Origin of the sequence: Apilactobacillus micheneri (assembly GCF_002993975.1) — a bacterium.
GTDB lineage: Bacteria > Bacillota > Bacilli > Lactobacillales > Lactobacillaceae > Apilactobacillus > Apilactobacillus micheneri.
In genome coordinates this window covers 1-22,530 of sequence record NZ_POSO01000002.1, presented here as the reverse complement: position 1 = coordinate 22,530, position 22,530 = coordinate 1, and the positions used below count along the sequence as shown (strand labels likewise).

Sequence of the window (22,530 nt, the reverse complement as noted above, 5' to 3'; positions counted from 1 at the left end):
CTTTATTCCATTTTGGCTTGTGTGTTTTAACCTTTCTTATAATATGTGAGTATCTTAAATCTTTAAAATTAACGTACTTAATATTATTGCTATGATTAATTGGAGCTTTTTCAATAGTGCTCAGCAAAGTGTGGGCGCCTCCTTAAGCCGATAATTATAGAATATATCACATAAAGCTTAAGAGTGCTATTGTTTTTTGATAAATTTGGCAATTTTCTTTGCAATTTGATAGTAAGTTTGTGCAGTAGGATGGACATGTTGGTCGTTATATTTTACTTGATAATTATCATCATTGATAAAATCAGGATAGAGGATACGCCAGTCTAGTACAGGAATATCGTATTTTTTATATGTTTGAGCTAAGGCATCTAGTAATTCATTAAATGTGTAGTTAGCAAAACGAACTTGTTCAGCTGCGTTTTGATGTCCATCATATCGGGTTAAGGGCAAGACAGCAGTAATTTTAATATCTGGATTAGCTTTTAAGATAAAAACTAAACAATTTTTTAATTCATTAATCACACTTTGCAGATTGTCTGCATTATGACCATAGTCATTAGTACCCATAAATAATATACATTGTTGATATGCGTTCCATTGCACATTACTAATTTCACTAGCTAAATCATCTTTAATGGTGGCACCGTTAATGCCAAAATTATCAACAGGGTAATGCATAATTTGACTTAAATAATATGGATAATTTTCTGTAATATCTTTAAAGCCATCAAAGCCTCTGGTGACTGAATCACCAATCGCTGCAATTTTCATAATAAGCTTCCTTTCTTTATTTTGCATAAATAATAACATGCTTATGAATAGTGTTATAATATAGTTCCTTGGCAGGGGCAACAATACTTCTTAACAAAGCACTAGCTAATTTAATTAGCCGGTGCTTTTTCTTATTGACATGCTTTATAATTCTGCTAGAATTATTAGTTAAATAAAACTACTAACAGATTGGAAGTAATGGATCATGAATAAGAAACGAATTATTGTTTTAGATTTAGCATCCCTAGGTATTGGGGAAGCTCCCGATGCTAATCGCTTTAATTCTGTTGGTGTTGATACGTTAGGGCATGTAGCTGCACATGCCGGTAAAAAACTTGAAATTCCTAACTTAATTAAAATGGGCTTAGGTAGCATTCGATGGGATCATGAAATTAATGAGATTCCACAAGTGGCTAATCCTAGTGCCTTTTACGGTAAAATGGTTAATCGCATTAATACCAAAAGTAGTGGTGCTGGCTTACGTGAAATGTTTGATTTTGACACAAGCTTGCGTACTTTATCTACGATGGATTTAATGTCTGAAAAACATATAAATATATCGATGATATCAAGCTTTGCTAGTTATTTAGAAAACCAAGACGATACTTTTTCGCTTCAAGTTCCTAATGATAGTAAAGCTTTTGTTGAATTATCAGCCCAAATGGATGTGCAATTTGATGGATTGATTTATTGTCAGCCACCATTATTAAAACGCCTTTCTGATGAAGACAATATTGATGCTTATGCAAACCAATTGAGCAATATTGATGCACAATTGCCTAATATTATTGAAGATTTATCAGAAGATGATTTATTAATTGTCACTTCATCATTTGCGAATGATCCAAGTGTAAATGAATCAATTACCCGTGAATATTTACCATTGATTGTTTTCAATCCTTTAAATCAAAATGGTAAATCATTAGGTATTAAACGTAGTAGTGCGGCAGTTTCCAATGCCCTCGTTCAGAACTTTGACATTGATGATATTAAACGTGACTTAAAGCCAAACTTCTTAAATGAGGTGCTTTAAAATGCAATTAATTGAAAGGGGTGATGCGCAACTAAAATAAGCTATCGTCGTATAAATTATTTTGTAGTAGAGAAAGGATTAGTTTTACATGTATTTGTTAGTTAACATATTAGGAATTTTAGTATTTTTAGGAATTGCATTTTTATTTTCAAAAGATAAAAAGAATATCAAATGGCGTTCAGTAATCACTGTTTTGATTTTAAACATGGTGATTGCTTACTGCTTGACTCAATTTGCTTGGGGTCGTGCGGCAGTACAAGCTGCTGCGAACTTCTTTGCAGTCTTAGTTCAAGTAGCATATCAAGGAATTGCATTCGCATTACCAAGTTGGGTTCATATGAAACAAATGGATTTTGTAACTTCAGCTTTAATGCCAATTCTATTGATTGTGCCAGTCTTTGATATTTTAACTTATATTGGAATCCTTCCATTTATTATTAAATGGGTCGGAAAAGGTTTGGCATACATAACAGGCCAACCTAAATTTGAATCATTCTTTGCTGTTGAAATGATGTTTCTAGGTAATACTGAAGCACTTGCCGTTTCAACTTTGCAAATTAAACGTATTTCTGCACAACGTAATGTCGTCATTGCGATGATGTCAATGTCTTGTGTTACTGCATCCATTCTTGGTGCATATACACAAATGGTACCGGGTCAATTCGTTTTAACTGCCGTACCATTAAACATTTTAAATGCTGTTATCATTAGTAGTATTTTGATGCCTACTAATGTCAGCCCAGAAGAAGATACTATCGCTAAAATGGGTGGTAGTAATAATAATGAAGAAAACAAAGAAGCCGCTGAAATTGGTGAAAAGGTTGAACGTGAACCTTTCTTCTCATTCTTGGGTGATTCAATTTTAGGTGCAGGTAAATTAATTTTAATCATTGTTGCTAACGTTATCGCATTCGTTGCTTTAGCTGCATTGATTGATAAAGTTCTAGGATTGATTAATCCTTCATTATCACTAGAACACATTCTAGGAATCATCATGTTCCCATTTGCTTGGTTAATGGGTTCCGATGTTCACACCGCTTTCCAATTTGCACAATACATGGGAACTAAGCTAGTTACCAACGAATTCGTTGTTATGGGTGGCGTTTCAAGTAAGATCAATACTTTCGCTCCTCATTTTCGTGCCCAATTAACTGTCTTTCTAACATCATTTGCTAACCTTTCGACTGTTGGAATGATTATTGGTGCATTTAAAGGAATTGTTGATAAAAAATCAAACGACGTTATTTCAAAGAACGTGGGTTACTTAGTACTATCAGGAATTTTAGTTTCACTAATGTCTGCTGGTATCGTAGGACTATTCGTTTGGTAAAATAAATTTAAAAAAAGACAGCCATTTGGCTGTCTTTTTTTTTAGCATATTTAATGACGAACTAGGTGCTCATTCGTTATAATGAATAAGTGTAGTTACATATTGTAAAATATAAATTTTTCATTTAAAGTAGAGATAAACGTGAAACAAATTGATAGTTTCACATTAGGAGAATCAAAATGAATCCAGAAGAATTTAAAGCACAACTAGCATCAATGGGCATTGAGTTATCTGACAAACAGATGCAACAATTTGCTACTTATTACCAGATGTTAGTTGAGGCTAATAAACATGTTAATTTAACAACGATTGTGGATGAAAAGGATGTTTATTTAAAGCATTTTTATGATTCCATTACGCCAGTTTTCTATGATCAAAGCTTAAAAACAGAAGTATTAACTTTATGTGATGTTGGCGCTGGGGCTGGTTTTCCATCATTACCAATGAAGATTGTCTTTCCTAATTTAAAGGTAACAATTGTTGATTCTTTAAATAAACGCATTACTTTCTTGCAAAACTTGGTTGATGCGTTAGGCTTAGATGGTGTTGAATTATACCATGCACGTGCTGAAGAATTTGGTGGCAAAAAGTCAAAACATCGTGAACAATATGATGTGGCGACTGCCCGTGCGGTTGCTCGGATGAGTGTATTATCTGAATTATGCTTACCATTAGTTAAAGTAGGCGGTAAGATGATTGCTTTAAAAGCAGCCCAAGCAGAAACTGAATTGGCCAATGGTAATCAAGCAATCAAGACTTTAGGTGGTCAAGTGGTTGCAGATGAAGAATTTTCATTACCAATATCAGATGATCAAAGACATATTATTATTTTAGATAAAACTAAAAAAACACCTAAACAATATCCAAGAAAAGCCGGAACACCAAACAAAAAACCAATTGGTGAACCAGAAAAGTAACTTATAAGGAGGTTTACACATGGGATATGTAATTTCTCTAGCCAACCAAAAAGGTGGGGTCGGTAAAACGACGACTTCCGTTAATTTGGGTGCTGATTTAGCTAGTAATGGCAAAAAAGTATTACTAATTGATGCTGATGCCCAGGGAAATGCGACTTCTGGAGTGGGAATTCAAAAGTCTTCCATAAAAAAAGACATCTATGACATTTTAGTGAATGAAGAATCGATTACGGATGCCATCTTGCATTCAGTTCATGATAATTTAGATGTTGTGCCAGCAACCATTCAATTATCCGGTGCCGATATTGAATTAACCCCTCAAATGGCACGTGAAACTCGTTTATTGAATGCATTAAAGGCTGTTAAAGATAATTATGACTACATATTAGTAGATTGCCCACCTTCATTGGGACTAATTACCATTAATGCTTTTACCGCTAGTGATTCAATTTTAATTCCGGTACAAAGTGAATACTATGCTTTGGAAGGATTAAGCCAATTATTGAACACCGTTAAATTAGTACAAAAACATTTCAATACAGATTTGAAGATTGAAGGGGTGTTGCTAACGATGTACGATGCCAGAACTAAGTTAGGTCAACAAGTTAATTCTGAAGTGCGTAATTACTTTGGTGACACTGTCTATCAGACAGTCATTACCAGAAATGTGCGTTTATCAGAAGCACCCAGTTATGGTTTACCAATTATTGATTATGATCCAAAGTCCAAAGGATCTGAATTATACATGCAATTAGCAAAGGAAGTGTTAGCAAATCATGGCGAATAATAAAGGTCTAGGCCGTGGCATTGAAGCATTATTTGCCGATAACGATGTTGAAGAAGGTCAAGAAGAAGTGATTGATTTATCTTTAGCTAAATTATCCCCCAATCCATTTCAACCTAGAACACATTTTGATACGCAAGCATTAAAAGATTTAACTCTATCCATTAAAAAGTCTGGTGTTTTTCAACCTATTATTGTTAGAAAACAATCAGGTAATGAAGATTCATATGAAATTTTAGCGGGTGAACGTCGTTTCCGTGCTTCACGCATGGCTAATAAAAAGACCATTCCAGCTATTATTCGGGATGCTTCCGATGAACAAATGATGGAAATTGCCGTCCTTGAAAACTTGCAACGTGAAGATTTGAATCCCATTGAAGAAGCAGAGGCTTATAATACTTTAATGACCAAATTAGATATTACCCAAGCTGAAGTTTCCAAAAGATTGGGCAAGTCCCGTCCATACATTGCTAATTACTTACGCTTATTAGGTTTACCCACCGAAGTAAAAGATATGTTGACTAAAAATCAATTATCCATGGGACAAGCCAGAACTTTACTTTCAGTGAAAGATAAACAAAATTTAATTAAACTAGCTAAACGTGCTTACAATGAAACATTAACGGTTCGTCAATTAAGTAAAGCCATTGATGATTTAACTGCTAAGCCTAAAAAGAAACGTAAGCCACGTCGTTCTACTAAGCAATCACCATTTTTACGTGCTTATGAAGATGAATTGCAAGATAAGTTTGGGACCAACGTGAATATTGCTAGCAGTCGTTCTAAAAAGGGCAGTGGTAAGTTAGAAATTAACTATACTTCTGACGAAGACTTGAATCGTATTTTGCAAATTTTAGATATTAATTTAGACTAGTAAAGGGGTAATATTATATGTATGCACTAAATGATATTGTTGAGATGAAAAAACAACACCCATGTGGTGCCAATGAATGGAAAATCATTCGAATGGGTGCTGACATTAAGATTGAATGTCAAAATTGTGGACACGTTGTGATGTTATCGCGTCGAGAATTCGAAAAGAAAATGAAGAAAGTTTTGAAAAAAGCGGACTCAGATAAATAAAATAATTAGAAAAGAGTGAATTGTAGATATGTCATTAACAGCAGGAATCGTCGGATTACCTAATGTTGGAAAATCAACACTATTTAACGCAATTACAAAAGCAGGAGCAGAAATGGCAAATTATCCATTTGCTACAATTGATCCTAATGTTGGGATGGTTGAAGTTCCAGATAGTCGTTTAGACCGTATTCAAGAAATTATTCCAGCTAAGAAGATTGTGCCAACTACTTTTGAATTTACTGATATTGCCGGAATTGTTAAGGGTGCTAGTAAAGGTGAAGGTTTAGGAAATAAATTCTTAGAAAACATTCGTCAAGTGGATGCTATCGTACATGTTGTCCGTGCCTTTGATGATGACAATATTACCCACGTTACTGGTAAAGTGGATCCAGTTGATGATATTGAAATTATCAATTTGGAATTAAGTATTGCGGACTTAGATGCTGTTAACAAGCGTTTAGGTAAAGTTCAACGTGCTGCTAAGAGTAAAGATGAAGATGCTTTAGCTGAATTAGCAGTCTTAGAAAAGATTAAGCCAGTGCTAGAAGCTGGTAAACCAGTACGTTCAATTGATTTTGATGAAGATGAACAAAAAATTGTTAAAGGTTTATTCTTATTATCATCAAAACCAGTTTTATATGTCGCTAATATTGCTGAAGATGATATGGCAGATCCTGAAGGTTCTAAATACTTTAAACAAGTAGAAGAATATGCTGCTAATGAAGGGGCTCAAGCCATCGGCATTGCTGCTGAAACTGAAGAAGAAATCGCAGAATTAGATGATGACGACAAAAAGACTTTCTTAGAAGCCGAAGGGGTTGAAGAACCAGGATTAAATAAATTAATTCGTGCTTCTTACAAATTACTAGGCCTAGAAACCTTCTTTACTGCTGGTGGTAAGGAAACTAAGGCTTGGACTTACTTGAAGGGGACTAAAGCTCCTCAAGCTGCCGGTGTTATTCATTCTGACTTTGAACGTGGATTTATTCGTGCTGAAGTAATGGCTTTTGATGACCTAGATAAATTAGGGAGTGAACAAGCGGTTAAGGATGACGGTAAATTACGTGTTGAAGGTAAGGACTATGTCATGAATGATGGCGACATCGTTAACTTTAGATTTAACGTTTAATACAGGAGTTTTTATATGACGGAAGAAAAACGAAATGCACATGTGCAACAAAAGCACCATGATAAAGATAAAGAAGAACGCTCACAATTTGATAATATTGGTCTAACTAAACGTAATGCTGATTACATGTTCCGTTTTAATCGTGCTTTAAGAGGTACTGATTTAAGTGTAGATCGTAAATCAGAAATTATTAGCCAAATGAAAGATCAATTATTAGTTGAACAAAAACACGGTGCCACTGCTAGAAATCTTTATGGAACGGTGGAAGAACGAATTGATTTTATTATGAATCCACCTAAGAAGCCTACTAAGTTAATGGATAATTTCTGGCCAAATGCTGTTTATAATATGTTATTCTTTGGAATTATTTTTAATATCCTTTATGGAATTACATTGCTTATTTCTAAGGGTGGTCAAGTTGAACAATCAGCTGGAATTGTTTCAATTATCGTATTATCAATGCTTTCAGGAATTATTATGCCACTATTAACTAGAATGTTAGATTCAAATGTCCAACATACTTATAGTGGTTGGATGCGTGCATTATTCATGCTATTAATTATTATTGCTTGGGTATTATCATTTACACTATCCATGTCCATTCCAAGAGCTATTAATCCAGTAGTTCCATTCTACGTAAACTTCATTATTGCAGCGGTTGCAATTGGGGTTGCTATCTATGTGTACAGAAAATATACCATTACGGTTAATTTCTTTACACCAAATGCAAATCGTCGTAGATAAATAAAAAACACTAAAGGTAAATTTGACCTTTGGTGTTTTTTTTGTATATTAGAAGATAAAAAAATAAGAGGGGTTATTGATTATGTCTAATTGGGATACAAAATTTGCAAAACAAGGGATTACCTTTGATGATGTTTTACTTATTCCAGCAGAAAGTCACGTTTTACCAAATGAAGTGGATACTTCAGTACAATTAGCTGACAATTTGAAACTTAACGTACCATTTTTAAGTGCTAGTATGGATACAGTTACTGAATCTGATACAGCAATTGCAATGGCTGAAGTTGGTGGATTAGGTGTTGTTCATAAAAACATGTTAATCGATGACCAAGCTAAAGAAGTTGCTAAAGTGAAGGCAGTTGAAAAAGCTGATAAATATCCAAATGCTGCTGTTGATGCTAATAATCATTTATTATGTGCGGCTGCGGTTGGGGTTACATCTGACACTTTCAAACGTGCTGATGCATTATTTAAAGCAGGTGTTGATGCAATTATCATTGATACTGCCCATGGTCATTCTGCTGGTGTAATTAGAAAAATTAAAGAAATCCGTGAAACTTATCCTGATAAGACATTAATTGCTGGTAACGTTGCAACCGGTGAAGCTACTAATGCTCTATTTGAAGCTGGCGTCGATGTTGTAAAAGTTGGTATCGGTCCTGGTTCAATTTGTACCACTCGTGTAGTTGCCGGTGTTGGGGTCCCTCAAATTACTGCTGTCTACGATGCTGCAAAAGTTGCTAGAAAATGGCACAAACCAATCATTGCTGATGGTGGAATTAAATTCTCTGGGGATGTTGCTAAAGCAATTGCTGCTGGTGGTAATGCCGTAATGCTTGGTAGTATGTTATCAGGAACTGATGAAGCACCTGGTGAAGTCTTTGAAGAAAATGGTGTTAAATACAAAGCATACCGTGGCATGGGTAGTATTGGTGCCATGGAACATGGTTCAGCTGACCGTTACTTCCAAGGTGAAGTTAATGAAGCTAAGAAATTAGTGCCTGAAGGAATTGAAGCTCGTGTTGAATACAAGGGTTCAGCTAAAGACGTTGTTTTCCAAATGACAGGTGGACTTAGATCTGCTATGGGATACACCGGTTCCAAAGATATTGATAGTATGATTGAAAATGCTCAATTTGTACAAATCACTAACGCTGGTTTAGCAGAATCACATCCTCATGATGTGCAAATTACTAAAGCCGCTCCTAATTACAAATAAAACTAATTAAATTAAAATCATTGAAAGTACTAAAATAAATTATTTTAGTACTTTTTTTATTTTCTAATGACTTAATTGAAATATTGTTGTAACATTTGAATGTAATACATTATTTTTACATAACTATATTTTAATTCGAAAGGATCATTTAAAATGTTTTTTAAGCATTTCAAAAAAGTCTGTTTAATTGTGATGGCTGTATTTACCATTAGTACACCATTAGCAGTGACGGCTAATAATCATAAAACTAATATTAAAACGCAAAAGGTAAGCAAAAATTTAAGTAAACAAGACAAGAATAGTCAACAATTAGATCAACAAACTGATAATTTAATTAAAAATAATTTACCTTTAAATCTACAAGCTAAATCTGCATTAGCAGTGGATGCAAAAACAGGCCAAATTTTATACGCTAAGAATGCAGATCAAGCATTACCAACCGCATCGATGAGTAAATTATTAAGTATTTATGTAACTTTGCAAGCAATTCAAGCTCATAAAATAAATTGGGATACGAAGGTTAAAATTACCCCAGCATTGCATGCACTAAGTGTGAATCCAGAATATGCCAATGTTGAATTAAAAGCAGGTCATGAATATACAATTAAGCAGTTGTATCAAGCGGCGATTTATTCTGAAAATGCTGGAGCAATGGCTATGGGATATGGAGTCGCCGGTAGCACACAAAAATTTGCCTTGAAGATGCGCCAAGCAGTTAAAGACTTAGGTATTAACGATGCCCAGATTTATACTGCTTGTGGATTAACCAATGGTGAAGTGGGATCATTAGGTTTTAAAGACGTGGATGACAATGCTGAAAATAAATTATCGGCAACTGATATGGCTATCATTTCAATGAACATTTTGAAAACATATCCTCATATTTTAAAAGATACTGCTGCCAATACCACTAAATTTGAAAACAATACCATGTTAAATTGGAATTGGATGATTAAAGGTCGTAGTGAAGCACTACCAGATATTAAGGTTGATGGCTTAAAGACAGGAACTTCTGATACTGCGGGTGCATGTTTCACTGGAACTGCAGTCAAAAATAATCATCGTGTAATTACAGTCGTGATGGGGGTACACCATAGTGGTCAATATGATCCTTCTCGCTTTGTGGAAACCCAAAAATTATTAAAATATGTATATGCTAAATACCATCATGTTAATTTAGCACCTAACCAATCAGTTAGTGAAATGACTGAAGGTCGCAATGATGGAAATATTTATGTCCCTAATGGTAAGAATGAACATTTAAGTTTATCCTTTGCCGATAAGCAAGATATTTGGTTAGACAATAATCAACAATTTAATCTACAAAAGATTCAACCACTAAGTAACCTTAAATATAAGGGTGGAATTGATGCACCAATCGATAAGGGTGAAGTTGTGGCTAATGCTCAAGTTAAAGGCACCAAGTATATCACTGATAGCAATGTTAAATTATCAGCAAGTAAAGATGATGATAAAGCTAATATTTTTGTAAGAATGTGGCGCAGCATCATGTCGCTATTTTAGACGTTTGTTGATTTTATCTTTTAATTAAGTTGAAATAAAGTTAGATAATTGACCTAGTTTTGTATTATAATAGTAATAAAGTTTAGGTTTATTTACTTAAATTCTAGCAATCGAAATATTAACTTAAAATGACCGAAAGTTATATTACGGGGGAATAGTCTTTGACAAAGCAAGTACCAAATCCAAATGAGCCTAGGTGGTTAACGAATTTGAAGACGGCGATGCCTTTGAATATTAGTTATGTACCAATCGGATTAGCATGTGGGATTCTGCTACATGCGGCTGGATTTAATACCATTCTTACGGGACTGGTTTCATTATTGGTTTTTTCTGGTGGTGCACAATTTTTAATTGCATCAATGTTAGTAATTAATTCACCTTTGTTATCAATTGTAATTATGTTATTTTTCTTGGAACTAAGATATGCACTTTTAGGATCAAGTATTTCTAAATATCTGCAAGGGCAGTCTAATTTATTTACTTTTCTATTTGCACTTTCTTTAAATGATGAAACTTACGCTGTAAATTATTTAAAGCTGTCGACTGATAAAAAGTTTACACCAAGTGATGCTTTACAGATCGAGCATTATGCTTTATTTGTTTGGACACTTAGTACGATTATCGGTAGTTTGATAGGATCAGCTATTAGCATTAATTTAACAGTAGTGCACTTTGCATTAACCGCATTATTTATTTATATGATTGTGATGCAAATAAAATCACTACTTAAAGTTTTAGTAATGTTATTAACTATTGGTTTATCAATTATTTTCTTATTGTTAATGAAATCAACATTAGGATTAGTAGTTGCAACTTTATTAGCATCTTTCGTTGGCTTTATGGTTGAATCTTATATTCGTGCTCACTATAAACGCTATCGTAAGAACATATTCTTGCATTCTTTCAAGAACCCTGCTGGGACGCCTGAAGAAGAGGACGAAGAACTTGAAGAAGAAAATAAATAGTTTATTAGGAGATATTTTATGGAGTGGAATTCTACACAACACTTTTGGTTAGTTATTTTATGTTTTTTTGTAGCTTTAATACCAAGATTTGTTCCTCTTTCTTTTTTTAGAACAAGAAAAATACCAAAGTGGTTTAATGAATGGATGTCTTATGTACCAATTGCTTTATTTACATCATTAGTAGTTAAGGATTTGATTATTACATCTTCTTACGGTTTGTCAGTTGATGGTAAAGCTGCCGAATTAATTGCTGCTTTGCTTGTATTTATAATTTCATATTGGACTCGTTCGATGGCTTTGTCAGTTATTTTAGGACTAGGTTCAGTAATTGTACTTTCACTTATAATATAAAAATAAAGGAGCAGTGATTTTTAATCACTGCTCCTTTTAATTTAAAGAAAATTATTTATACATGTAATCTCTAGTTAGTGGAAGTTCTTGTCCAGAAGGTCCCTTAGAAATTAAGTATTGCATAACATCAATGTTACCAGCCTTGAATGATCCAGCACAGGTCTTAAGATATAAGTCCCACATTCTTAAGAAGCGTTCATCATCACCCATAACTTTTTTAACTTCATCAATATTAGCATTGAAATTCTTATCCCAGTTTTCAAGGGTTAATTGATAATGACGACGTAATGATTCAAGATCAAAAATTTGAAGACCATTATTAGTAATATGATCAAGATTTTCAGTCATACCAGGAACATAACCACCAGGGAAGATGTATTTGTTAATCCAGCCATTGTATGCTCCACCTTGTTGTCTAGTAATTCCATGGATTAAAGCAACTCCATGTTCTTTTAGATACTTAGCAACACATGAGAAGTATTCATTTAAGTTTTCTTTACCAACATGTTCAAACATTCCAACTGATGTTATGTAGTCGAATTGTTCGTCACCTAATTGACGGTAGTCTTGTAAACGAACTTCAGCTTTATCTTCCAAGCCTAATTTATTAATTTGTGCATTTACATAATCACATTGTTCTTGACTTAGAGTAACTCCAACCACTTTTAAATCGTAATATTTAGCAGCAGCTAACATTAGAGTTCCCCAACCACATCCAATATCTAAAAGAGTGCGACCAGGTTGTGGATTTAACTTTTTGATAATGTGATGCATTTTTTGTTTTTGTGCATCATATAAATCATCATCAGGTTTTTCAAAGTATGCACATGAATATGTCATAGTTTTGTCTAACCAAATCTTGTAAAAGTCATTTCCAATGTCATAATGACTTTGGATATCCTTCTTACTAGTGGATTCATTATGATTTTGTTTAGGCAAGAAGTTAATGAATTTGTGATCACGAATGAAACTAGTTGATTTTTGATATGCAGATACAATTAAGTCTTCGATACTACCTTCAACTTCGATTTTTCCGTCCATATAAGCTTCACCTAAAGCAATGGAAGCATTGCTTCTGATGTCTTTAATAGGGATAGGTTCCTTCATAGTGATAACTGCTTTGGTTTCACCATCACCATATTTTTCAGATTTTCCGTCCCAATAGTTTACTTGGATTGGTTCATTAAATCCGTGCTTAAAAAATGTTTTATAAAATGTTTTTTCAAACATGTGAACAGTCCTTTCTTTCAATAATAATCACATCAACAATTATACTCTTAAGTTACTATTTTTTGTAAGTGATTGTTATTATGAAATTAATTAATTTTATTTAATTAAATGTTATAATTAACTATCAAGTAAATAGTTAGTAGGGGGGTATATATGAAAATTTGGGAAAAATTTGTCGCTAATGTAAAATTACGTCGTTGGTGCGTATTATTAGTACTAATTGCGATTTTATATTTAATGCGCAGCATGATAAGTATGTTACTTTTAACTTTCATTTTTGCACTTTTAGTGACTAAATTAGTTAACTTTATTAGAAAATACGTTAAAATTCCATCACCGTTATTGGTTGTACTGATATATATTATATTTATTGGTGGAATTATTACGGCTGTTGCAGTTTACTCACCAGTCATTTATGACCAAGCAGTAACTGCTTCGAAGCATGTGATTGCATTTTATGATGATCCAAATAATATGGAAGGGGCTAACCAATTCCAAGATTGGATTAGTTCATTTATTCATCGTTCTAATTTCTTAACTGAAGTTAAGGGTGGATTAGACTTCTTATTCCAATATGTTTCTAGCATCGGTCAAATGGGAGTTACTTTCCTATTATCATTGATTTTAAGTTTCTTCTTTACGCTAGAAGAAAAATCAATGGCAGAATTTAGTAAACGTTTTCTAACTTCAGAATTTGATTGGTTCTTCCAAGATGTTTATTACTTTGCTAAAACATTTACTAAAACTTTTGGGGTAGTTTTAGAAGCTCAATTCTTGATTGCTATTTTTAATACCATTTTTACAACTATAATTATGGCTTTCTTGGGGATGCCTCAATTGTTTATTCTAGGTATCGTGGTGTTCTTCTTAAGTTTAGTTCCGGTAGCAGGAGTGATTATTTCATTGATTCCTTTATCAATCGTAGGTTATTCTGTTGGTGGAATTAAATACATCATTTACTTAGTAATTATGGTTGCAGTAGTTCATTTATTAGAAGCTTATATTTTAAATCCTAAGTTAATGTCTTCAAGAACCGAGTTACCAATCTTTTACACATTTTGTGCATTGATGATTGGTGAAGAAATCTTTGGTGGCTGGGGCTTAATTGTTTCGGTACCAATTCTTACTTTCTTCCTAGAAATCATTGGTGTTAAAGGTGAGAATAAAAAGAGTTTAAAAATGAAGAGAATTATGAAATAAGCTGAAAATTGTTGTCATTTGGTGTAAAATTAAGATGATATTTATAACTTGAAAGGGGTTCAATCCTATGTCAAAACTTGTATTAATCCGTCATGGACAAAGTCAATGGAACTTATCAAACAAATTCACTGGTTGGGAAGATGTTGACTTAAGTGACAAAGGTGTTGAAGAAGCTAAAGAAGCTGGTAAATTAGTAAAGGAAGCTGGTCTAGAATTTGATTATGCTTTCACTTCAGTATTAACTCGTGCAATTAAAACTTTACACTATGTTTTAGAAGAATCTGATCAATTATGGGTTCCTGAAACTAAGACATGGAGATTAAATGAACGTCATTACGGTCGTCTTCAAGGTTTAAACAAAAAAGAAACTGCTGAAAAATATGGTGATGAACAAGTTCATATTTGGCGTCGTTCATACGATACTCTACCTCCATTATTGAGTGCTGATGATGAAGGTTCAGCTGTTAACGATCGTCGTTATGCAGACTTAGATCCTAACATCATTCCTGGTGGAGAAAACTTAAAGGTTACTCTAGAACGTGTAATTCCTCTATGGGTAGATCAAATTGCTCCTAAGTTATTAGATGGCAAGAATGTTATTATTGCTGCTCATGGTAATTCACTACGTGCTTTGAGTAAATACATTGAAAGAATCTCTGATGATGACATCATGGATCTTGAAATGAAGACTGGTGAACCAGTTGTTTATGACTTCAATGATAAATTAGAAGTACAAAACAAAACAAAATTAGACAAATAATTTTAAACTAAAAAAAGCAATCGGAATTTTCCGATTGCTTTTTTAGTTTATTATTTTGTTGAATACCAATGTCTAATACTTGGCCAACTGTTACTATTAATAATCATTCTTGGCGCATATTGTAAATCTAAATGATCACCATTTCCATGATTATAAATAACACCACCATCTAATGTTGCAACCCAGCCTAAGTGTTGAGTATGCAAGAAATCGTTAGTTTGATGAGTACCACCACCATAAGGATAAGCAAAAGCATCACCATATGATCCAGTATGTTTATATAATTCTTCTCTAGACTTTTTAAAGTCTTTAGTGAAGCGGTGATAATTATGAGGCAAGTTGAAGACAGGGACTAATTTAGAAGTTAAGTAATGCATATTATTAGTATGCAATCCAATTGTCATCAAATTACCAGCAGACTTTTTAGCATCTTTAATTTGATTCCATGTTGCTAATTGAGTACCTTCACGATATCTCCCAGTGTTACCAGTAATTATAAATGTAGTAAATGGGAATTTATATTTTTTCATTACTGGGATGGCATTATCAATAGTTGTACGATCAATATCATCAAATGATAAAACAGCATATTTACCTTTTATAGGTTTGTGAGCATTAGTCATTTTGACCATCTCTTGGCCTGATATTACTTTAATATGCTTCTTATGCAAGAATTCCATTTGTTCATTGAACTCATTTGTTGGAACATTGAAATCGTGTAATTGAGAATTGGTAGAAAGAGTTCTTGATATATTCACCCCTAAATTATCTTTTAAGATACGGTGATAACAGAAAATAAGGATACCATTCTTTTGTTTTTCTGCTTGTTTATCAAGGGCATAGTTTTCACTACTACCTTTGTCATATTGAATTGCTTTTCTAACAGTAAATGACATTAAAATCACAACAATCACTGCTACAACAGCAACGATGATTTTTCTAGTCTTTCTTGACATTACTATTTAACCTCCGTAAATGACGCAATCTAAAAATGGAATAAATTGCTGTTAAAATAATTAATGCAACGACACCCATGATTAATTTAATGTATAATCCATAGTTTAGGTTTAATAATAGATAGAAACTTACGAAATCATCACTATAATAGCCAAATAAAAATGCAAAATTAACAATTAATACGAAAAATACATAAAACCATAGGAAAGCATATAAACAAAAATGAAAGGCGGTCTTAAAAGGGCTAATCTTTTTTCTAATAACAAATTTATCGATTTCATTTTTCATTATTTAACCCCCCGATCAGGACTACTCCAAGTTCCCACATTTTCTGGATCTAAGAAAAATGAAACTAGGGCAGTAATACATGAAATCAAGTTAATCATCCAGTAGTAAACAATGTATGCAGGAATTAAAAGTAAATCACGTAACTGTAAATATGCTTTAGCACGTGAACCAAAAAATCCAATGCAGAATTGTACAATACTAATAATAATCAACATTAGTAATACGTCACCATCTAATTGTACTTCGTGGATTAAAAGTAGACTAAATAAATAAGAAATAGTACTTAGTGCAGTTAATACCGCCCAAGTATTACTAATAATTGTTTCATATAATAGTGCTTTTCTAGAAATATCACTATGAATTAGGAAATCATGGTTTTTAACTAGCACTTCCATACCACCACGTGCCCAACGACGACGTTGTTTAATTAAACTACGAGTGTTTTCAGGAACTAAAATCCAACATAACATTGCTGGTTGGTATCTAACGCGCCAATGTTTACGATACATTCTCCAAGTGATATCAATATCTTCAGTAATGACATCAGTATGCCATCCGCCAACATCTTTAATTGCTTGTCTTCTAAAGCCAACCATAACTCCAGAAACAGTATTAATACGTCCATATAAGAATGATTGTGCTTTCTTGATAATATCAATTACACCAATATATTCTAGTAGTTGAAGACGTCCTAAAATGGTAGTTCTATTTCTTACAACCGGTTTACCAGCGACTGCTCCTAAACTAGGATCAGTTGCTAATGTTTTAACCATTTGGGTAACTGAATCTTTAGCAATCAATGAATCAGCATCGATTCCCATTATGTATTTACCTTCGGAAGCAGCAAATCCTTGGTTCATGGCATTAGCTTTTCCTTGATTTACATCAATTGGAACGATTTTAATGTTGAATTGCTTGGCATACTTTTGCTTCAATTCATACATTATATCTAAAGTATCATCACTACTCTTATCATCAACTAATACTACTTCAAAGTTTTTATATTCAACCTCTGCAATGGAAGCAATCGCTTCTCTTAAAGTATCACTTTCATTATGAGATGGTACTATAATAGAAACTAAATCGTCTCCAGAAATATCAACGAACTTTTCGTGTTTACGATACATACTTTCAAAGATAGAACCAACAATCCAAATTGCTGAAACAACAATTGGATAGCCGATTATAAAGTCGTTGATTATATCCAAAAATCCCATTTATATGTTTTCCTCCTTAAGTTAAAGCCACTAAATTATATTTAATTTAAAGACATTCAACTTATATATTAACTTCATTTAAATTAATTATAAAGTACTTATTACTATATATCAAAGTGACTATTTTTATACACAATAAGATTATAATACCACATAATAAAAATCACCATCCCAGCTTAATAACTGGATGGTGATTTTTTAAATATTTTTATTATTTTTTATGATTTTAGCTTTGATTTGATCACCGGACTCCACAAAATATAGTGATTTATCTTCTTCTCCATCAATTGGTCCCATATTAACTGAAGGATTCTGGTCGACCATTGCGAGTCCATTAAAACGTTTATTAACTATTTTGTGCATGATACTACCAGTTTCATCAAAGACTTTAGCTTTTTTCGCGGCCGCACTTAAAGTATATCCAGATTCTAAAAATGATTTAATTAATTCTACCTTAATAATGGCATGGTATGGATAACGATGGCTCTTATTTTTGTCATCGCATATAGACTTAATATATCCTTTTTTTTCCCAGTATCTGATTTTAGATTGTGGGACATTGCATGATTTCGATAGTCCTCCAATACCGACAGATAAATCAATATCTTTCATTATTTTATATAAACGATGAGAATAGTCTTGTACTTCATCCTTATTCATTGCATCTGACAAAATATCACTTCCTCTAATTATATGAACTCAGTTTAAATATCTGATAATAATTATATATTATTTAATAAGCTTGTCAAATAAGTTGACAATTACAAATCTTGGTTGTATATTAGAAAAAGTCGATTTACTAAAATTAGAAAAGAGGTTGCAATATGAACGTAGATGCAAACGGTAAAAGTTATAATAAAACAATGCTAGTTTTGTTATTGCTTGTTGGTACTTTTTGTACTATTTTAAATCAAACTATTTTATCAACAGCTTTTCCTACATTAATGAAGGCTTTTGATATTAATACATCCACAGTTCAATGGTTAACTTCTGGATTCATGATGGTGAATGGGATTGCAATCCCAGTTAGCGCATGGTTATCTAGTCGAGTTAACACTAAGTGGTTATATCTAGGGGCAATGATGGTTTTTGAAATTGGAACAATCATGTCATTTATGGCTGGTAACTTTGGGACTCTATTGGCAGGAAGATTAGTTCAAGCTGCTGGAGTAGGGGTCACTATGCCTTTACTACAAACAATTATGCTTTCAATTTTCCCACCAGAAAAACGTGGAGCTGCAATGGGACTTTCAGGAGTAGTTATTGGTTTAGCTCCAGCAATTGGTCCTACATTGTCTGGTTGGATTTTAATTAACTTTACTTGGCGTGATTTATTTGGAATGATTATTCCAATTGTCGCTTTAGTTATTATATTAGGACTATGGTTTATGCGTCCTATTCTACCTACCAAAAAATCTAAGATTGATGTTTTATCATTAATTCTTTCTACAATTGGATTTGGTAGTGCACTTTATGGTTTCTCTGAAGTTGGTACTTATGGATGGGGAAGCAACGTTGTTATTAGCACATTGATTATTGGTGTGATTTTTATTGGGTTATTTGTATGGCGCCAATTAGTAATGAAAGAACCATTCTTGAATATTAGAGTATTTAAAAATAGTAAATTCACTATTTCTACATTATTATCATCAATTACAATGATGGCTTTAGTTGGATTTGAAATGGTATTACCTTTATACCTACAAATTATTCGTGGGATGAATGCTTTTCATTCAGGTTTAACACTATTACCAGGTGCTCTAATGATGGGAATTGTTTCACCATTTGCTGGCCAAATCTTTGATAAATATGGTGCTAAGAACCTAGTAGTAACTGGTTTTACATTATTATTTTTAGGAACAATTCCATTTGCCTTCCTAACTGAAGATGCATCGATTGCCTATATTATAGTATTATATGCAGTCAGAACCTTTGGTATGGCCATGGTAATGATGCCAGCAACTACCTATGGTATGAATGCTTTACCTACAGATATGATGAATCATGGTACTGCCGTTAATAACACCGTTAGACAAGTTGGTTCTTCTATTGCAACAGCGGTTCTAGTTTCAATCTTATCTAATGTTACTTCAAATAATATGCCAACTAGTCACTTAAAAACACTCGATCCATTAGCATATGGTAACTCTGCTTTATCAGCTACATTAACTGGTTATCATGCTGCCTTCTGGGTTGCAGCGATCTTTATTGTGATTGGAATTATTGCAACATTCTGGTTGAAGGATAACAAAGGGGGAAATAACTAATGATATTAATTTTATTAATTGTTTCAGCTTTATGTTTCTTCCTATTTAATACATTATTAGTTAAAAATAGAATGCTACATTTTATTACTAGTTTCATAGCATTTATTGTAGTGGTGCTTTCAACAGTTTTAATTACTATGAATTTCCATGATCATTATGGGATGCATAAAGTAACTACTAATGAAAATAGTGAATTATCTTCTAGCAGTGATAAAATGGGGATGCTTCTTTATCAACCAATTGGTACATCAGGTAAAGACAAAGTTGTTATTTATAAGACTAGTGATGATCAAAAGAAGCCAAGTACGACTTCAACTGATAAGAATACTAATCATATTATTACCAATGCTAAGGAAGCTAAGTTAGTTACTAAAACTACTCGTTATGAATATAATTCTAAATCAAGTAAGTTTTGGTTTGATTTAGCTCAAAAGCCAACACGTGTTAAAACTGTTAATTATTTCTATGTACCTAAAGACTGGTTAACTCTAACTACTAATCAAGCGAAAGCATTACCAAACATTATTAATAAACTACAAGCTCCAATGCAAACGGATGCTGCAAAGGCACAAATGAAGAGTGCAGCTGAAAGTTATGTTAAGGATCAAATGACAACAGCAATGAAAAATGATCCTAAGATGAGCAAATATACCCAAGCAAAATTAGCTAAAAAAGCTGCTGAAGATTTTCAAAATCAAATGAAGGCACAATCAATGGGTAAAATTATGCCTCAATTAAAACAAGAACTAAGTAAAATTAAATAGTATTGACAATTATTTCAAGGCTGATTATTATAATAAATAACAAGCTAAGAAGTAGTTACTAGTATTTAAGATAATTTGAGAATGCAGAAACTTAGTGGTGATGAGAACTAAGCAGTTATTTTAAAGAATTACACCTATGGAGCTCTGTTCAATTTTATATTGACGGGTCATTGCGTTATTAATGATTTTGAGCGATCGCACAATAGCGATAACCTGGGTGGTAACGCGGATTAATACTACAATTTCGTCCCTGATGATGTCTTAAGGCATTGTTAGGGACTTTTTTATTTGGAGGGAAAAGTATGAACATTATTGATGATTTAAAATGGCGTGGTGCCATAAATCAACAAACCGATGCTGAAGGTTTAAACAAGGAAGTAAATGAAAAGAAGATTGGATTATATGCTGGAATTGATCCTACTGGTGACAGTATGCATGTGGGACATTTAATTCCATTTATGATTTTGAAAAGATTCCAATTAGCTGGTTACCATCCATACATTATTATTGGTGGAGCAACTGGTTCCATTGGTGATCCATCTGGAAAAAAGGCTGAACGTAAGTTACAAACAATGGATCAAGTTAAATACAATGAACAATGTTTAACCAAACAAATGGAAAGCTTATTTGGTCAAGACGGTTCATTTACCATTGTTAATAATTATGATTGGTTATCTAAATTTTCACTACTAGATTTCTTGCGTGACTATGGTAAATTATTTAATGTTAATACCATGTTAAACAAGGAAATTGTATCTAGTCGTCTTGAAACTGGTATTTCATACACTGAATTTACTTACCAAATTCTCCAAGGAATGGATTTTGAACACTTATACAAGAATCATGATGTCCAATTACAAATTGGTGGAGCTGATCAATGGGGTAACATTACTGGTGGTATTGATTTAATTCATAAAACACAAGGTGCAGATGCTAAGGCATTTGGTTTAACAATTCCATTAATGTTAAAAGCCGATGGTACTAAATTTGGTAAGACCGCTGGTGGAGCTGTTTGGCTTGATCCTAAGAAGACTACTCCATATGAATTTTACCAATTCTGGATCAATACTGATGATCGTGATGTTGTTAAATATTTGAAATACTTTACTTTCTTAGATAGGGATGAAATTGAAGCTTTAGCAGATAAGGTTAAGAACGAACCATGGAAACGTGAAGCCCAACGTCGTCTTGCTGAAGAAGTTACTGAATTTGTTCATGGTAAAGATGCCGTTAAAGAAGCCGAAAATATTACTAACGCTTTATTCTCAGGTAACATTAAAGATTTAACTGTTGATGAAGTAGAAACTGGTTTTAAAAATATGCCATCAATGGAAGTTAGTGCTGATAAAAAGAATATCGTTGAATGGTTAGCTGATGATACTAAAATTGAGTCATCAAGAAGACAGGCACGTGAAGATGTTAAGAATGGTGCAATTAGAATTAACGGAGATAAGATTGATGATGTTAATGCAGAAGTTGATCCAACCGCTAGTTTTGATGGTAAGTTTGTTGTTGTTAGAAGAGGAAAGAAAAAGTATTTCTTAGCAAGAATTAAATAGTATTGACAGCTTAGAGAATTAATTTTAAATTAATTCTCTTTTTTATTGACGCAGCTTACTATTATTGATATTATTATTTCTGTTGTCATTTTAGTAACGAAGTTTACAAAGTGTTTAAAAAATAATTACAAAAAGTTATTGACTTTCACTTGTTAAAATGGCATAATAATTAATGTTGCGTTGTTGATATGACAAAGAGCAACAAATYAATTCAAAAATTTAATTATAAAAAGTTGTTGACATTGAGTTGATAACCTGATATAATTAAAGAGCTACTTGTTAAAAGTAGTTAACTGATAAGTAGATCTTTGAAAACTGAACAAGATTGATAATCGATGATGTGTAAGGATTCTTATGATTTAGATCATAAGGAATTAAACATTGCGAAGTCAATTCGCTTATAAAAAACAATTAATTTGATGAGCTAGTTAAAAGCTT

At 32.9% G+C, this 22,530-nt stretch carries 23 protein-coding genes; 17 read left to right on the top strand and 6 right to left on the bottom strand.

All coding sequences use genetic code 11. The annotated features are described in order from the left end of the window. Positions 1-186 precede the first annotated feature (186 nt). Positions 187-771, bottom strand: a complete 585-nt coding sequence (locus C7N41_RS02190) for an SGNH/GDSL hydrolase family protein (RefSeq protein ID WP_157944946.1) — start codon at positions 769-771, stop codon at positions 187-189. Positions 772-976: 205 nt separating this feature from the next. On the opposite strand from C7N41_RS02190, the gene C7N41_RS02185 reads away from it, so the two are divergent. The 12 genes from C7N41_RS02185 (at position 977) to C7N41_RS02130 (ending at position 11,850) form a co-directional block, all read left to right on the top strand. Next, positions 977-1,804, top strand: a complete 828-nt coding sequence (locus C7N41_RS02185) for an alkaline phosphatase family protein (protein WP_105964107.1) — start codon at positions 977-979, stop codon at positions 1,802-1,804. Between the two features lie 88 nt (positions 1,805-1,892). Further along, complete coding sequence (locus C7N41_RS02180) at positions 1,893-3,134, top strand: NupC/NupG family nucleoside CNT transporter (protein ID WP_105964106.1); 1,242 nt, start codon at positions 1,893-1,895, stop codon at positions 3,132-3,134. A gap of 179 nt (positions 3,135-3,313) precedes the next feature. Further along, positions 3,314-4,051: a 16S rRNA (guanine(527)-N(7))-methyltransferase RsmG gene (gene rsmG, locus C7N41_RS02175; protein WP_105964105.1), complete on the top strand. Its 738-nt coding sequence runs from the start codon at positions 3,314-3,316 to the stop codon at positions 4,049-4,051. 19 nt (positions 4,052-4,070) lie between these two features. Further along, entirely contained in the window at positions 4,071-4,838 is a 768-nt protein-coding gene (locus C7N41_RS02170; RefSeq protein ID WP_105964104.1) for a ParA family protein, read from the top strand. Next, positions 4,828-5,709 (top strand): ParB/RepB/Spo0J family partition protein, encoded by an 882-nt coding sequence (locus tag C7N41_RS02165; RefSeq protein WP_105964103.1) that lies wholly within the window; start codon positions 4,828-4,830, stop codon positions 5,707-5,709. The genes C7N41_RS02170 and C7N41_RS02165 overlap by 11 nt, the downstream gene beginning before the upstream one ends. Before the next feature lie 17 nt (positions 5,710-5,726). After that, entirely contained in the window at positions 5,727-5,918 is a 192-nt protein-coding gene (locus C7N41_RS02160; protein ID WP_105964102.1) for a DUF951 domain-containing protein, read from the top strand. Between the two features lie 28 nt (positions 5,919-5,946). Continuing rightward, positions 5,947-7,047 (top strand): redox-regulated ATPase YchF, encoded by a 1,101-nt coding sequence (ychF, locus tag C7N41_RS02155; protein WP_105964101.1) that lies wholly within the window; start codon positions 5,947-5,949, stop codon positions 7,045-7,047. 15 nt (positions 7,048-7,062) lie between these two features. Beyond that, on the top strand, positions 7,063-7,791 hold the full coding sequence (locus tag C7N41_RS02150) for a DUF1129 family protein (RefSeq protein ID WP_105964100.1): 729 nt from the start codon (positions 7,063-7,065) through the stop codon (positions 7,789-7,791). A gap of 82 nt (positions 7,792-7,873) precedes the next feature. Further along, positions 7,874-9,010, top strand: a complete 1,137-nt coding sequence (gene guaB / locus C7N41_RS02145) for an IMP dehydrogenase (RefSeq protein ID WP_105964099.1) — start codon at positions 7,874-7,876, stop codon at positions 9,008-9,010. A gap of 153 nt (positions 9,011-9,163) precedes the next feature. Next, complete coding sequence (locus tag C7N41_RS02140; protein ID WP_105964098.1) at positions 9,164-10,534, top strand: serine hydrolase; 1,371 nt, start codon at positions 9,164-9,166, stop codon at positions 10,532-10,534. Positions 10,535-10,755: 221 nt separating this feature from the next. Beyond that, positions 10,756-11,499 carry an AzlC family ABC transporter permease gene (locus C7N41_RS02135; RefSeq protein ID WP_105964435.1) on the top strand — a complete coding sequence of 248 codons (744 nt, stop codon included), beginning with the start codon at positions 10,756-10,758 and terminating at the stop codon, positions 11,497-11,499. A gap of 18 nt (positions 11,500-11,517) precedes the next feature. Next, positions 11,518-11,850 carry an AzlD domain-containing protein gene (locus C7N41_RS02130; protein WP_105964097.1) on the top strand — a complete coding sequence of 111 codons (333 nt, stop codon included), beginning with the start codon at positions 11,518-11,520 and terminating at the stop codon, positions 11,848-11,850. Between the two features lie 51 nt (positions 11,851-11,901). Here the strand turns inward: C7N41_RS02130 and C7N41_RS02125 are convergent, their stop codons facing one another. Further along, positions 11,902-13,080, bottom strand: a complete 1,179-nt coding sequence (locus tag C7N41_RS02125) for an SAM-dependent methyltransferase (RefSeq protein ID WP_105964096.1) — start codon at positions 13,078-13,080, stop codon at positions 11,902-11,904. Positions 13,081-13,233: 153 nt separating this feature from the next. Here C7N41_RS02125 and C7N41_RS02120 point away from each other — a divergent pair, with 153 nt between their 5' ends. Both C7N41_RS02120 and C7N41_RS02115 read left to right on the top strand, forming a co-directional pair. Continuing rightward, entirely contained in the window at positions 13,234-14,280 is a 1,047-nt protein-coding gene (locus C7N41_RS02120) for an AI-2E family transporter (RefSeq protein WP_105964095.1), read from the top strand. A gap of 67 nt (positions 14,281-14,347) precedes the next feature. Then, positions 14,348-15,040, top strand: a complete 693-nt coding sequence (locus tag C7N41_RS02115) for a 2,3-diphosphoglycerate-dependent phosphoglycerate mutase (RefSeq protein WP_105964094.1) — start codon at positions 14,348-14,350, stop codon at positions 15,038-15,040. 50 nt (positions 15,041-15,090) lie between these two features. Here C7N41_RS02115 and C7N41_RS02110 read toward each other — a convergent pair whose 3' ends face one another. From C7N41_RS02110 to C7N41_RS02095, 4 genes are all read right to left on the bottom strand, one after another. Further along, positions 15,091-15,996 carry a polysaccharide deacetylase family protein gene (locus tag C7N41_RS02110; protein WP_105964093.1) on the bottom strand — a complete coding sequence of 302 codons (906 nt, stop codon included), beginning with the start codon at positions 15,994-15,996 and terminating at the stop codon, positions 15,091-15,093. Continuing rightward, positions 15,980-16,285 (bottom strand): hypothetical protein, encoded by a 306-nt coding sequence (locus C7N41_RS02105; RefSeq protein ID WP_105964092.1) that lies wholly within the window; start codon positions 16,283-16,285, stop codon positions 15,980-15,982. The genes C7N41_RS02110 and C7N41_RS02105 overlap by 17 nt, the downstream gene beginning before the upstream one ends. Continuing rightward, the gene (locus C7N41_RS02100; RefSeq protein WP_225362844.1) at positions 16,285-17,502 is read right to left on the bottom strand and encodes a glycosyltransferase; all 1,218 of its coding nucleotides are present in this window, start codon (positions 17,500-17,502) and stop codon (positions 16,285-16,287) included. Before C7N41_RS02100 ends, C7N41_RS02105 begins: the two co-directional genes overlap by 1 nt. A 198-nt stretch (positions 17,503-17,700) precedes the next feature. Then, the gene (locus tag C7N41_RS02095) at positions 17,701-18,174 is read right to left on the bottom strand and encodes a MerR family transcriptional regulator (protein WP_105964091.1); all 474 of its coding nucleotides are present in this window, start codon (positions 18,172-18,174) and stop codon (positions 17,701-17,703) included. Between the two features lie 152 nt (positions 18,175-18,326). Between C7N41_RS02095 and C7N41_RS02090 the strand changes: the two genes are divergently transcribed. The 3 genes from C7N41_RS02090 to tyrS all read left to right on the top strand — a co-directional run bounded on the left by C7N41_RS02090 (position 18,327) and on the right by tyrS (position 22,092). After that, complete coding sequence (locus C7N41_RS02090; RefSeq protein WP_105964090.1) at positions 18,327-19,769, top strand: MDR family MFS transporter; 1,443 nt, start codon at positions 18,327-18,329, stop codon at positions 19,767-19,769. Next, a complete protein-coding gene (locus C7N41_RS02085; protein ID WP_105964089.1) occupies positions 19,769-20,533 on the top strand; it encodes a DUF4811 domain-containing protein in 765 nt (254 codons plus the stop codon). Before C7N41_RS02090 ends, C7N41_RS02085 begins: the two co-directional genes overlap by 1 nt. Positions 20,534-20,835: 302 nt before the next feature. Next, positions 20,836-22,092 carry a tyrosine--tRNA ligase gene (tyrS, locus tag C7N41_RS02080; RefSeq protein WP_105964088.1) on the top strand — a complete coding sequence of 419 codons (1,257 nt, stop codon included), beginning with the start codon at positions 20,836-20,838 and terminating at the stop codon, positions 22,090-22,092. Positions 22,093-22,530 lie beyond the last annotated feature (438 nt).